The 14,112-nt window shown below is 49.7% G+C and carries 8 protein-coding genes and 1 riboswitch; of the genes, 7 read left to right on the top strand and 1 reads right to left on the bottom strand.

What is annotated here, in order from left to right; translation table 11 throughout:
• The first annotated feature begins 6 nt into the window (after positions 1-6).
• Together IEV19_RS05445 and IEV19_RS05440 are read left to right on the top strand one after the other, a co-directional pair.
• Positions 7-2,499, top strand: coding sequence for a DUF5686 family protein (locus IEV19_RS05445; protein ID WP_188369657.1), 2,493 nt, complete (start codon positions 7-9; stop codon positions 2,497-2,499).
• A 114-nt stretch (positions 2,500-2,613) separates the two neighbouring features.
• Complete coding sequence (locus IEV19_RS05440; protein ID WP_188369656.1) at positions 2,614-5,022, top strand: sodium-translocating pyrophosphatase; 2,409 nt, start codon at positions 2,614-2,616, stop codon at positions 5,020-5,022.
• Between the two features lie 76 nt (positions 5,023-5,098).
• On the opposite strand, the gene IEV19_RS05435 is transcribed toward IEV19_RS05440, so the two are convergent.
• Positions 5,099-5,713, bottom strand: coding sequence for a deoxynucleoside kinase (locus tag IEV19_RS05435; protein WP_188369655.1), 615 nt, complete (start codon positions 5,711-5,713; stop codon positions 5,099-5,101).
• Positions 5,714-6,037: 324 nt separating this feature from the next.
• On the opposite strand from IEV19_RS05435, the gene metK reads away from it, so the two are divergent.
• From metK to IEV19_RS05410, 5 genes are all read left to right on the top strand, one after another.
• Entirely contained in the window at positions 6,038-7,294 is a 1,257-nt protein-coding gene (gene metK / locus IEV19_RS05430) for a methionine adenosyltransferase (protein WP_188369654.1), read from the top strand.
• A 75-nt stretch (positions 7,295-7,369) separates the two neighbouring features.
• A riboswitch (SAM riboswitch) is annotated at positions 7,370-7,483 on the top strand.
• A 122-nt stretch (positions 7,484-7,605) separates the two neighbouring features.
• A complete protein-coding gene (locus tag IEV19_RS05425; protein ID WP_188369653.1) occupies positions 7,606-8,898 on the top strand; it encodes an O-acetylhomoserine aminocarboxypropyltransferase/cysteine synthase family protein in 1,293 nt (430 codons plus the stop codon).
• 10 nt (positions 8,899-8,908) lie between these two features.
• Positions 8,909-12,358 (top strand): bifunctional aspartate kinase/homoserine dehydrogenase I, encoded by a 3,450-nt coding sequence (gene thrA, locus IEV19_RS05420; protein ID WP_188369652.1) that lies wholly within the window; start codon positions 8,909-8,911, stop codon positions 12,356-12,358.
• A 20-nt stretch (positions 12,359-12,378) separates the two neighbouring features.
• Positions 12,379-13,563 carry a trans-sulfuration enzyme family protein gene (locus IEV19_RS05415; protein ID WP_188369651.1) on the top strand — a complete coding sequence of 395 codons (1,185 nt, stop codon included), beginning with the start codon at positions 12,379-12,381 and terminating at the stop codon, positions 13,561-13,563.
• 33 nt (positions 13,564-13,596) lie between these two features.
• The gene (locus IEV19_RS05410; RefSeq protein ID WP_188369650.1) at positions 13,597-14,010 is read left to right on the top strand and encodes an RrF2 family transcriptional regulator; all 414 of its coding nucleotides are present in this window, start codon (positions 13,597-13,599) and stop codon (positions 14,008-14,010) included.
• The last annotated feature ends 102 nt before the right edge of the window (positions 14,011-14,112 follow it).

Here is a 14,112-nt window from a genome sequence, read left to right as displayed (position 1 = left end):
TGCACAATGAGAATACTATATATCTTTCTTTTCTTCCTTCTGGCCGGTCACAGTTGGGCACAGACCAAGGTCAGCGGGATCGTGATCGATGAAGCCGGTGAACCCGTGGCCTTTGCCAATGTGATCTTTCCCAATTCCACAAAGGGGACGATCACCAATGACAATGGCCGTTTTTACCTCGAATCGGATTTGCGCTACAATTCCGTCCTGGTCTCCTTTATCGGCTATCAGACCCTGGAAGTACCCCTGCCTTCCGCAGTAAATTATGACCTTACCATAACACTGTTGGAAGGAGAGCAGCTCGATGAAGTGGTGGTCTATTCGGGCAAGCAATCCAAGAAGAACAACCCCGCCATCGACATCCTGAAAAAGATCTGGGCCAGGAAAAGGATCAACGGGCTCCGGATGTTCGATCAATACGAGTACGACAAATACGAAAAGGTGGAATTCGACCTGAATACCATAGACAGTGCCCTGATCAAAAGCCGGATCTTCAAAGGGCTGGAATTCATCTTTGCCGATCTGGATACCTCCAGGATCACCGGGAAAACCTACCTGCCCATCTTTCTCAATGAGGTCTTTTCCAAAGTGTACGGAAACAACCTCATTCAAAAGGAAAGGGTAGACGTGCTGGGCAACAAGAACTCGGGATTCAGCAACAACCAGGCGATCACAGCCTTTGTTCAGGACCTGTATTCTGATTACAACGTATACGCCAATTACCTGAAATTCTTTGACAAGAGTTTTACGAGTCCCCTATCCCGTACCGGGGTGGATGTATACAACTACGTACTTTCAGACAGCGCCTACATAGACAATAAATGGTGTTACCAGATCATCTACTACCCCCGGAGGAAGAATGAACTCACTTTTAAAGGTGATTTCTGGGTGAACGATTCCACCTTCGCCCTGAAGAAGATCAACCTCGAAGTCACAAAAAGCGCCAATATTAACTGGGTAAAGGAGATCTATATCGAACAGGATTTCGAGGTCGTGAACGACTCCGTCTTCCTGCTGAAGCGGGATTATATGCTTTCTGATTTCGCCCTTAATAAAAAGGAAACTTCAAAAGGGATCTACGGAAAGAGGACCACGGTGTATGACCATTACAAATTCGATGACCCCAGGCCCGATTCCTTTTACCGCGAGGCTTCAGATCCCTACGACCCGAGGGTCTTTGAACAGGACAGTACCTTCTGGAACCGAAACAGGCTCGAAGCCCTCAACAAGGACGAAAGCGGGATCTACAGCCTGCTGGATACCCTTAAGACAGTTCCCAAATTCAATACCTACTACAATATTGTGAGTATTTTGGGATCCGGATATGTGGAGATTGATAAATGGAATATCGACATAGGTGATATCTACAGCACCTTTGGATTTAACGATGCCGAAGGGATACGGCTCAGGGGAGGGGCGCGGACCTTCTTCGGCCAAAATGACCCCTGGCGGCTGGAGGGATACATGGCTTACGGATTTTCAGATCGAAAGTTCAAGCACGGCTTCTCCGCCAAATTCCTCCTCGACAGGGAAAGTCGGCTCATCATCTCCGGGGGTAATCGCCGGGATATCGAACAACTGGGCCTTAGTCTGACGGCTACAAACGATGTCCTGGGAAGGAGCGTTGCCTCCTCCGCCGTCCTGACGGTGGGGAATAACAACCGCCTTTCCAACATCAACCTGAGTACCTTGAACCTGGAGGCTGAACCCCTGACTAATTTCAGGATCCGTTTTGGAAGTTCTTTCCGGACCCTGAGTTCGGCCTTGCCTGAGGCATTTAACCTGGATTATATCGACCCGGACTCGCCCACGGGGGTTTCCTCAGAGGTAAAACAGTTCGATCTCACCACAACGCTGATCTACACTCCCGGCAAGAAGACCATAGGTTACGGGGTGGAGAGGCGTAGCGTCAATGACGAATACGCTACCCTTTTCTTTAATTATACCAGGGGCCTGGAAGGATTCCTGGAAAGTGATTTTAACTATACCAAATACCAATTTTCTTATACCCAACCCTGGCAGATCGGTGGTTTTGGCCGACTCCTCAGTACCGTGGAGATGGGGAAAACCGTCGGGACTGTCCCCCTTAGCCTGCTCAATGTGATCCCGGGTAACCAGACCCTGTTTACCCTTTATAATACCTTTCCCAACCTGGATTTTTACGAGTTTGTGACGGATACTTATATGGCACTCTTCCTCGAACACAATTTTAACGGCAGGTTGTTCTCCCGTATCCCTGTGCTACGCGACTGGAATCTTCGGGAAATCGTCGGTTTGAGAGGAGCCTGGGGACAACTTTCAGATGAGAATATCGCCCTGAACAGTCCGGCCAATATCCCCCTGATCGCTCCCTCTGACAAGATCTACTGGGAATACTCCCTGGGGGTGGGGAATATCTTCAAGATCTTCAGGCTCGATTTCAATTTCAGGGGGAATTACCTGGAAAATCCGGACGCAAGGCCGTTCAGCGTGACGGGAACATTTGGATTTCACTTTTAAGTACTTCGTTTACTGTATTCGGTACGGGTATGCATCAGGCTAAATAAGTGCTTTTATATTCTAAACCGTTTTACTACTTTTGCTGCCGTTTTAACAGATAAATAACAAATCGATATGGAATTGATCGTAACCCTATTACCGGCATTTGGTGTGCTCGCCTTGCTGTTCGTATTATTCAAAAACATGTGGGTCTCCAAACAGGAAGTGGGAGACGCCAACATGGCCAGGATTGCCAAGAATATTGCAGATGGCGCTATGTCTTTCCTCAAAGCCGAGTATAAAATCCTTGCGATCTTTGTCGTGGCGGTAGCTGTTCTCTTGTATTTTAAAGGTGAGAATGAAGCGGGGTCTACCGGAATGGTTGCCCTTTCTTTCATTGTAGGGGCCTTTTGTTCTGCCCTGGCCGGTTTTATTGGGATGCGGGTAGCAACCAAAGCTAATGTGCGCACTACCCAGGCGGCCAGAACTTCTCTTGGAAAGGCTCTTGAAGTGGCCTTCGCCGGAGGTTCTGTGATGGGCCTTGGGGTCGTAGGACTGGGGGTTCTCGGGCTCAGCGGCCTGTTTATGATCTATCAGAATATTTGGCCAGAGGCCGAAAACCTGGGCATGGTACTCAACGTGCTATCCGGCTTTTCCCTTGGAGCTTCTTCCATCGCCCTCTTTGCCCGTGTAGGGGGAGGGATCTATACCAAAGCTGCTGACGTGGGAGCCGACCTCGTAGGGAAGGTAGAAGCGGGTATCCCGGAAGACCACCCCTTGAACCCTGCTACTATTGCAGATAACGTAGGGGACAATGTTGGGGACGTTGCCGGGATGGGAGCCGACCTCTTTGAGTCCTATGTAGGTTCCATCATAGGAACCATGGTCCTCGGGGCTTATGTGATCACACCCGACTTCGGAGGTCTGGGTGCAGTGTACCTGCCTTTGGTACTTGCCGCCCTCGGAATTGTCATGTCGATTTTGGGGACTTTCTTTGTAAAGGTAAAAGAAGGAGGAAACCCTCAAACTGCATTGAATATCGGAGAATTTGGCTCAGCCATTCTCATGATCATCGCATCTTACTTCGTTATTTACGCCATGATCCCTGACACGGTAGAGGGGCTGCCTTATGGTGCATGGGGTGTTTTCCTTGCTACTATCGCAGGTCTGGTGGCAGGTCTGGGTGTAGGTAAGATCACCGAATATTACACAGGAACCGGGACCAAGCCCGTTAGTGGTATTGTCCGTCAGTCAGAAACCGGTTCTGCTACCAATATTATTGCCGGTCTCGGCGTGGGGATGATGTCTACCGCCGTGCCAATTATACTTATCGCCGGTGCCATCCTGGTATCTCACTATTTTGCCGGTCTTTACGGAATTGCCATTGCGGCCGTGGGGATGCTGGCCAATACAGGGATTCAGCTCGCCGTTGACGCCTATGGACCTATTTCAGATAACGCCGGGGGTATTGCCGAGATGGCTGAATTGCCTAAGGAAGTACGTGAGAGAACCGATAAACTGGACGCTGTTGGTAACACCACTGCAGCCATTGGAAAGGGATTTGCCATTGCCTCTGCGGCCCTGACAGCCCTGGCCCTGTTCTCCGCCTTTATGAAGGTTGCCAATGTGAACGCCATTGACGTAAGTCGACCTGATATCATGGCAGGCCTGTTGGTCGGCGGTATGCTGCCCTTTGTTTTCTCGGCCCTTTCCATGAATGCAGTAGGTCGAGCTGCCATGGCCATGATCGAGGAGGTAAGGCGACAGTTCAGGGATATTCCTCAACTCAAAGCGGCCCTTGAGATCATGCGTAAGTACAATTCCGATATGTCAAAGGCAACGGCTGAAGACAGAAAGATCTTTGACAAGGCTAACGGGGTGGCTGAATACGAAAAATGTGTAGCCATCTCTACTCAGGCTTCCATAAAGGAAATGGTATTGCCCGGACTTCTGGCTATTGCCGTTCCGGTAGCCATAGGATTTATCGGAGGAGCAGAAATGCTCGGTGGACTCCTCGCAGGGGTGACCACCGCAGGAGTGCTCATGGCGATCTTCCAGTCGAATGCCGGAGGCGCATGGGACAACGCTAAAAAAATGATAGAGGCCGACGGCCGTAAAGGTACGGATGCCCACAAAGCAGCTGTTGTTGGAGACACTGTAGGTGACCCTTTCAAGGATACATCAGGTCCTTCTCTGAACATCCTCCTGAAGCTCATGTCTGTTGTTGCTTTGGTAATTGCCCCCAGTATCGCGCTTTCAGCCGATGAGGTAACGGCCTATAATGAAGAAAAGATGGCCGGAGCTCCTGTAGAGCAGAGCATGCAAAAGGAGGTCAAGGTCAATATGGAAAAGAAAGAAGACGGTACCGTAACAGCTACTGTCGTTACCACGACCACTGAAAATGGTGAAGAGACCGTACAAGAGCAGGTTTTTTCAGGGACCATGGAAGAGGTGAAAGCTAAGATCGAAGCCCTGAACGACATGAAGAATGGGGCAGAGGTCCGCATCAAAAAAGTGATTGAAAAAGAAGTTGAAGTGAATTAAATAATATTCTTCAAGAAGAATAAAGCCCCTGAGAGATCAGGGGCTTTGTTTTTTTATTTTGTTAGATGATGGTGATCTAAAAAAGGCCATGGATCTCAGCGTCGATCCGGTTGATCACTTCTCCCAGGTGTTCCGGGTTATCGACAAAGTCGAGTCGATCTACATCCACGATCAAAAGGTTGCCCTTCTCATACCCGTGGACCCAGGCTTCGTAGCGTTCATTTAGTCGGCTGAGGTAGTCGATGGAGATACTGTTCTCGTATTCCCGCCCTCTTTTGTGGATCTGGTTCACCAGGTTCGGGATGGAGCTCCTGAGGTAGATCAACAGGTCCGGGGGTTGCACCAGACTTTCCATGAGTTCGAACAGGCTGGTGTAGTTGGTAAAATCCCTGTTGGTCATCAGTCCCATGGCGTGCAGGTTGGGAGCGAAGATATGTGCATCTTCGTAAATGGTACGGTCCTGTATCACATTCTTGCCGCTTTCCCTGATCTTGAGGATCTGCCGGTACCTGCTGTTGAGGAAATAGATCTGCAGGTTAAAGCTCCACCTCTCCATCTGGGTATAGAAGTCGTCCAGGTAAGGATTATCGACGACATCCTCAAAATGGGCCTCCCATTTATAGTGTTTAGCGAGCAGTTCGGTCAGGGTTGTTTTTCCTGCACCGATGTTTCCGGCAACGGCAATGTGCATAGGATCCTTGTATTAGGATTTTGATTTTTGAAAGGACAGCAATATACAAAGTATATCCGCTTCTTTGAAAATCTTTTCGGTCTAATCCCTGGATTTTGACTTTGCGTTCCCGGGAATTGAAACGGAAGTATAACTTAGGGTTAAAAGTAGGGTTCATATTTTGTGAAGATCGATATTTACCCTACTTTTGAGGCCGAAAAAGAGGACGGATTTGACTGATTGCAACCTCTGTAAAAATGCTAAAGCAGTTTCCGGCGGAACCCCGCATCTCAAACTCCTTACAGCATCACTCGAATCCGTATCTCGCTTAAGAAGATTAAGGTTATGCCCTATTTGTTTACCTCAGAATCTGTCAGTGAAGGACATCCGGACAAGATCGCAGATCAGATCAGTGATGCCCTGCTAGATAATTTCCTCGCCTTTGACCCTGAGAGCAAGGTAGCCTGTGAAACCCTGGTCACCACGGGTCAGGTAGTCCTGGCCGGAGAGGTGAAGAGCCACACCTATGTAGATCTGCAACAGATCACCCGGGAAGTGATCAACCAGATCGGGTATACCAAAGGGGCTTATCAGTTCAGCGGGGATTCCTGTGGGATAATCTCCCTGATCCACGAACAGTCTAAGGATATCAACCAGGGGGTAGACCGGGGGACCAAGGAAGAGCAAGGGGCCGGAGACCAGGGGATGATGTTTGGCTACGCTACACGAGAGACCGAAAACTATATGCCTCTGGCCCTGGATATCTCCCATAAGATCCTCCAGGAGCTGGCAGCTCTGAGAAGGGAAAACGATGACATCACCTATCTCAGACCCGATGCCAAGGCCCAGGTCACCATTGAATACTCCGATGACAATGTTCCTCTCAGAATAGATACCATCGTGATCTCCACTCAGCACGACCCCTTTGATGAGGACGATATGAAAATGCTGGGGAAGATCAAAAAGGATCTCCTGGCGATCCTTATACCCAGGGTAAAAAAGAAACTGCCGGAAAATCTTCAGGCTCTTTTTACCGATGACATCAAATACTTCATCAACCCTACCGGGAAATTTGTGATCGGAGGCCCTCACGGGGATACCGGCCTTACCGGCAGAAAGATCGTCGTGGATACCTACGGGGGCAAGGGAGCCCATGGAGGGGGAGCCTTCAGCGGGAAGGACCCTAGCAAGGTAGACCGCAGTGCAGCATACGCAGCACGGCATGCAGCGAAAAACCTGGTCGCGGCAGGAGTGGCCGATGAGATTCTGGTACAGATCAGCTATGCCATCGGGGTGGTTCAGCCCACTTCGGTATTTGTTGATACCTATGGCACGGCTAAGGTCGACATGAAAGACGGGGAGATCGCTAAGATCGTCTCAGACCTGTTTGATTTCAGGCCTTTTGCTATTGAGGAGCGATTGAAGCTCAGAAATCCGATCTATCTGGAAACCGCCGCATATGGCCATATGGGGAAGGAACCCAGGACAGTTACCAAGGTCTTTGAATCGCCGTATAACGGACGGATCAAGCGGGAAGTGGAATTGTTTACCTGGGAAAAACTCGACATGGTAGAGCTGGTGCAGGAAGCATTTAACATATAAAATTAGTAGGATAATTAGGATTTTATAAGAATCCATTCCTATATTTGACCATTCAAAGTTCAAACTCTTATTGAATAGTTATCGAGAAAGGTGGAGGGACTAGACCCTTTGAAGCCTTAGCAACCCTTTGTGTCACATGCAAAGAAGGTGCTACATTCTATCCCGTACAAGAAACGGGGCAGATAACACTGATGCATTACCCTTGGTAATATCTCTTTCTTAATAACTTTTTTGATTTGACGTCTGCTTTATAAGCAGATGTGTGGTTTGGCTTTTTTATTTCAAGTTCAACAAATAAAAAAACTAAAATCATGAGCGATCAGAAATTTTCGACCCGGGCGTTACACGCCGGTCACGACACCAAAGTACACGGGGGGACCCGTGCCATTCCAATCTATCAAAGCACAGCTTATGTGTTTGACGATTCGGACCATGCGGCCAATTTATTCTCCCTGGCCGAATTCGGGAATATCTATACCAGGATCAACAACCCGACCAATGACATTTTAGAACAGCGCCTCGCTTCACTGGAAGGTGGGATTGCTTCGGTTGTGACCGCCTCCGGGACAGCCGCCATCAATACCACCCTGCTGGTACTCCTGAAGGCAGGAGACCACATCGTGGCTTCCAACAGCCTTTACGGTGGCACCTACAACCTGTTAAGTGTGACCCTGCCAAGGCTGGGCATCACCACTACGTTTGTAGATCCGTCAGACCCGGAAAACTTTGGCAGGGCGGTACAGGAGAACACCCGGGCGATATTTGTGGAATCTCTGGGAAATCCCAAACTGGACGTGCTGGATCTGAAAGCCATCTCCGGTGAAGCCAAAAAAGCCAAGGTTCCATTTATCGTCGACAATACCGTGGCTACCCCTGCTTTGCTGAACCCAATTGAACACGGGGCCAATATTGTGATCCATTCTCTTACCAAATACATCAACGGGAATGGAACTGCCCTGGGAGGTGCCATCATTGATGCGGGTACGTTCGACTGGGCAAATGGTAAGTTCCCGGAATTTACGGAACCCTCTCCCGGTTATCACGGTCTGGTATATCACGAGGCGCTCGGACCGGCTGCCTTTATCGCCAAGGTACGGATAGAAGGCCTCAGGGACCACGGTGCCTGCCTGAGTCCGTTCAACGCCTTCCAGATCCTGCAAGGACTGGAAACTCTGGAGGTTCGCATCAAAAAACACAGCGAAAATGCGCTGGCCCTGGCCGAATGGCTGGCATCGCGAAAGGAAGTGAGCTGGGTGAATTATCCCGGGCTAAGGAGCAGTCAATACTACGCTCTCGCCCAGGCCTACCTGCCCAAAGGTCAGAGCGGGATCCTGACTTTCGGCGTAAAAGGCGGGTTTGAATCAGCCAAAAAAGTAGTGGATGAGGCTAAGGTGTTTTCTCTCCTGGCGAACATAGGGGATACCAAATCCCTGATCATCCACCCGGCGAGTACTACCCACCAGCAGCTGGATGACGACGCACAGCTGACCACCGGGGTGTCTAAAGACCTGATCAGATTGTCAGTTGGACTGGAAGATCTAAAAGACCTCACCTCAGACCTCGAACAGGCCTTTGCCGCCATAGACAAGTCGGTTTTGGCATAACAAGGAACGTATGGCCGAAAAAAAAGAAAAGGACAAAGTGCTGGAGCCCGGTACTAAATCAAAAGTCGTACCGGGTCTGGAACAAATAAGTATTCCGGGATTCACCACCCTCAGTGGTAAGTCCCAGGATATTCTCTTGTCTTACCAGGTCTTTGGCAAGCCTCTGCATTCAGCTCCGGTGGTCCTGGTCAACCATGCCCTCACCGGGAATTCCAATGTGGCCGGTCCGGACGGGTGGTGGAGGGACCTGGTCGGTGAAGGGAAGTGCATCGATACAAACATGTATACGGTCCTGTCCTTCAACATTCCGGGCAATGGCTACGACGGATTCCTGATCGAAAATTACCGGGATTTTGTCGCTGTGGATATCGCCAGGATATTCCTGCTGGGTTTGGATTCATTGGGGATAAATAAACTATACGCCATCATCGGAGGTTCACTGGGCGGAGGGATTGCCTGGGAGATGGCTGCCCTCAATCCGGAGATCACCACCCATCTAATTCCTGTGGCTTCGGACTGGAAATCGACCGACTGGCTCATCGCCAACTGCCAGATCCAGGAACAGTTCCTGGTGAATTCCAAGAATCCGGTTCACGATGCGCGTATGCACGCCATGCTTTGTTACCGAACCCCTGAGTCCTTCAAGGAACGGTTCCAGAGAAGTACCAATGAAGAACTCAAGCTCTTCAATGTGGAGAGCTGGCTTATTCACCACGGCCGCAAACTGCAGGAAAGATTTCAGCTATCGGCCTACAAGCTGACCAATCAGCTGCTCAAGACCATTGACATCACCAGGGGAGGGGAAGAGGCCTTTAGAAGATTGCAGCAGAGTGACACCCATATCCATATCATCGGGGTTGATTCTGACCTGTTCTTTTCTGCCAGCGAGAACAAGGACACCTTTAAACAGATCGCCCAGGCCAGAAGCAATGTTACCTACGGCGAAATCAAATCCCTGCACGGCCATGACGCCTTCCTGATGGAATACGAACAAATGGCCCATCTTTTAGAACCGATCTTCGACCAGGAGAGGGCGCTTAGGCGTTATAAGGTCCTGAAATTCGGGGGCAGATCCCTGGCCAATGGAGAAGGAATCGAAAGGGTCCTGAACACAGTGGTCTCGAAGGTCAATGAAGGCGAAAAGATAGCCGTGGTCGTCTCAGCGAGGGAATCTGCTACAGACCAGTTGCTGAATATTCTCGAACTCGCCGCTGGAAGAAAGGAATACAAAAAGGAATTTGAAGCCTTTGAAGCCTATCAGAGGCACAGCTTTAAAAATGTAGATCTTTCGGAACAGTTCAGGGAACTCGTTCAATTGCTCGAAGGTGTTTCTCTCCTGGGGGATTACAGCCCCAGGATCCGTGACCAGGTTTTGGCCATCGGGGAGCTTATTTCGACAAAACTTATCACGAAACTCCTCATCGGGAAAGGGATCAAAGCTACATGGGTAGATTCCCGTAAGGTCTTTGTAACCAATGATGAATTTGGGGATGCCACCGTCCTGGAAGATATATCCAGAGACCGGTTACTCGATCTCTTCGCTACCCTGGAGCGCGGGGTGACCCCGGTCATACCCGGTTTCATAGGAGGCACACGGAAGGGAGAGACGACCACCCTGGGCAGGAATGGCAGTAATTATACAGCTGCCCTCCTCGCTAATTTTCTGGATGCTGAAGAATTGCAGAATTATACGCACGTAGACGGGATCTATACGGCAGATCCCGGGTGGGTGCCCGATGCAAAGCGAATAGACCGACTTTCCTATGAAGAGGCCAATGAACTGGCCAACTTCGGGGCTACCATCCTTCATGCCAAGACCATCATTCCCTTGCTGGAAAAAAACATCCCCCTGCGTATACTCAATACTTTTAATCCGGAGAACGAGGGGACCCTCATCAGTGCTAAGTCGAGCGGGGAAGGGATCCGTTCTCTTTCCGTACTGGACAACGAGGCTTTGGTCAACCTGGAAGGAAGGGGGCTGCTTGGCAAGGTAGGTGTCGATGCGAGGATCTTCAGGGCACTGAGCCGGCACAACATCAGTGTGAGTATCATATCCCAGGGATCTTCCGAGCGTGGAATCGGCCTTCTGGTCGGGGCCGAAAAGGCTGAGACGGCACGCCGCGCCCTGGAGGAGGAATTTGAATCCGACTTTGAGTCGAGGGACATCAATACCATTACCATTGTAAAAGACGTCTCGGTAATCTCTATCATAGGCCAGGACCTGAGTACTTTTCACAAGCCGTTCAACGCCCTGATCAAGAACCAGATCGTACCGCTCCTCTTCAACAACACCGTTACAGGCAAGAATATCAGCCTCGTGGTCAAAAAACAGGATCTGCATAAGGCACTCAATGTGATGCACGGTCAGATCTTCGGAATCAGTAAACACATCAACCTGGCCATTTTCGGACACGGGAATGTCGGTGCTGCCCTGCTAGACCAGGTGATCGGGGCCAGTGCCTCCATAAACAGGCGAAAGGGGATACAGCTTCGGGTGTTCGCCCTGGGAAATTCCAGGACGCTGTTGCTGGATAAAAAAGGAATTGGAAAGGGCTGGAGAAAGGCTGTAGAAGAGAAGGGAAAACCCTACACCCTGAAGGACGTTTTCGATTTTGCAAAGGAACACCATTTGGAAAACCTCATCGCTGTAGACAATACGGCCAGTGAGGATTTCGTGGCCCATTATTTTGATTTTATTGAAAACGGGTTCGACCTGGTGTCGTCCAATAAGATCGCCAACACCCTGGGGTATGATTACTATCACTTGCTCAGGGAGGAGCTGTATCGATTCCAAAAACAGTACCTCTACGAGACCAATGTGGGTGCGGGCCTTCCCCTGATCGATACTATTAAGCTCCTTCATCTATCGGGCGAAAATATCACCCGGATACGGGGAATCTTTTCCGGTTCCCTCAGCTATATCTTTAACACCTATTCAGAGGGCGCTCATCGGTTCTCTGAAGTGTTGCAGGAAGCGGTTGATCGGGGTTATACAGAACCGGATCCGAGGGAAGACCTGTCCGGGATGGATGTGGGACGCAAGTTGCTGATCCTCGCACGGGAGCTGGAACTGCAGAATGAGATCTCGGATGTGAAGATCGAGAACCTGATCCCGAAAAATATGGGTGAGCTCACCCGCGAAGAGTTTTTGGAGCGTATCCCGGAGCTCGATCCTCTGATGGAAGAACGAAAAAAAGAAATGAAGCGAGGCAAGGTCTTGCGATATGTCGGGGACCTGCATGGAGATCTGCAGCGCGACAAAGGGATATTGGAGGTAAAGCTGGTCGCAGTCGACAGGGAAAGCAGCCTCGGGCAGGTAAAGGGATCGGATTCCATTATCGAGATCTACACAGAATCTTATGGAGAACACCCTATCGTTATTCAGGGTGCCGGTGCCGGTGCAGCCGTGACTGCAAGGGGTGTCTTTGGAGATATTTTGAGGATTGCCGAAAAGAGCTGAGGTTTACCTAAATTGGGACTATGAAGAATAAAAGGAAAGAATTCGAGACGGATGCCATTAGGACACAGATCGATCGTTCCCAATTCCTGGAACATTCGAGTCCGGTTTACCTCACCTCCAGCTTTGTCTTTGAGGACGCCGAGGATATGAGGGCGTCCTTTGCAGAAGAAAAGGACAGAAATATTTATTCCCGCTATGCCAATCCCAACAGCACGGAATTTATAGAAAAGGTTTGCAGGATGGAAGGTGCTGAGGCCGGTTGCGCCTTTGCCTCCGGAATGGCTGCCGTTTTCTCGACCTTTGCAGCCTTGCTCGACAGTGGAGATCACGTCCTTTCTGCGCGAAATATATTTGGGTCCACTCACACCCTGTTTACTCAATTCTTTCCCAGATGGCAGATCACCCACACTTATTTTAAGATAGACGAGCTCGATGAGGTTGAATCACTTATCACCTCGAAGACCAGGATACTCTATGCAGAGTCTCCCACGAATCCGGGGGTGGATCTGGTCGACCTGGAAAGGCTGGGAAAGATCGCAAAGAAACACGGGCTCATCTTTGTGGTAGACAATTGTTTTGCCTCTCCTTATCTGCAGCAGCCTATCAGTCTGGGCGCTGATCTCGTGATCCATTCGGGAACAAAACTGATGGATGGGCAGGGGCGTGTCCTGGCCGGTATTACGGTTGGCAGGGCAGACCTGGTAGACAGGATCTACCGGTTTTCACGCGTCACGGGCCCGGCATTGTCTCCCTTTAATGCCTGGATCCTCTCAAAAAGCCTAGAAACCCTTGCCCTGAGGGTAGAGAGACACTGCAGCAACGCCCTGGCTGTCGCACATTTCCTGGAAGGACATAAGAAAGTGAATTGGGTGAAATACCCCTTCTTGGCATCGCATCCCCAATTTGATCTGGCCAAAAAACAGATGAAGGCGGGTGGATGTGTGGTGGCCTTTGAAGTAAAGGGAGGCCTGGATGCAGGCCGTTCCTTTTTTGACGGGATTAAAATGCTGTCACTTTCTGCCAACCTGGGCGACTCGAGGAGTATTGTGACGCATCCGGCATCTACTACCCATAGTAAGCTGACGGAAGAGGAGCGGCAGGAAAGCGGGATAAGTCCGGGAATGGTACGCATCTCTGTGGGACTTGAACACGTAGATGATATCATTGCCGACATTGCCCAGTCGCTCGATAGGATTACCACCTGAAGAGCGTAAGTCGCTTTTCCCTATCTTAGCACTATGCTTTCCAAAAAGACCAAGTACGGTTTAAAGGCTCTGACCTATCTCGCCGGGCAAAATACCAAAGAACCGATCTCCATCGCAGAGATCGCGAAGCATGAGAACATCTCCCAGAAGTTTCTGGAGAATATCCTGCTCAGCCTGCGATCTACCGGTTTCCTGGGATCCAAAAAAGGCAAAGGAGGAGGGTATTATCTCATAAAAGACCCATCGGAAATACCCATGACCACAGTTATGAGAGTATTGGAGGGCCCGATTGCGATGGTTTCCTGTGTCAGCCTGAATTTCTATGAGAAATGCGATGACTGCCCTGATGAACAGTCCTGTTCTGTTCACAGACTGATGCTAAAAGTCAGGGACAGCAACCTTGATGTATATCGCAATACCTTTCTGTCCGATCTTTTGACCGGGTAATCATTGACAATTTTCACCGCTTTTTTTTATAAAATCCTTTGTGATCCTATACAAAATTTGAATATCTATTAAATCTATAGGGTAATTAGATTATATTTCGAT

Source organism: Muriicola marianensis (assembly GCF_014638095.1).
Lineage (GTDB): Bacteria > Bacteroidota > Bacteroidia > Flavobacteriales > Flavobacteriaceae > Muriicola > Muriicola marianensis.
Note: the sequence above shows the minus strand (reverse complement) of the source record. Positions and strands in the feature narration are given on the sequence as shown.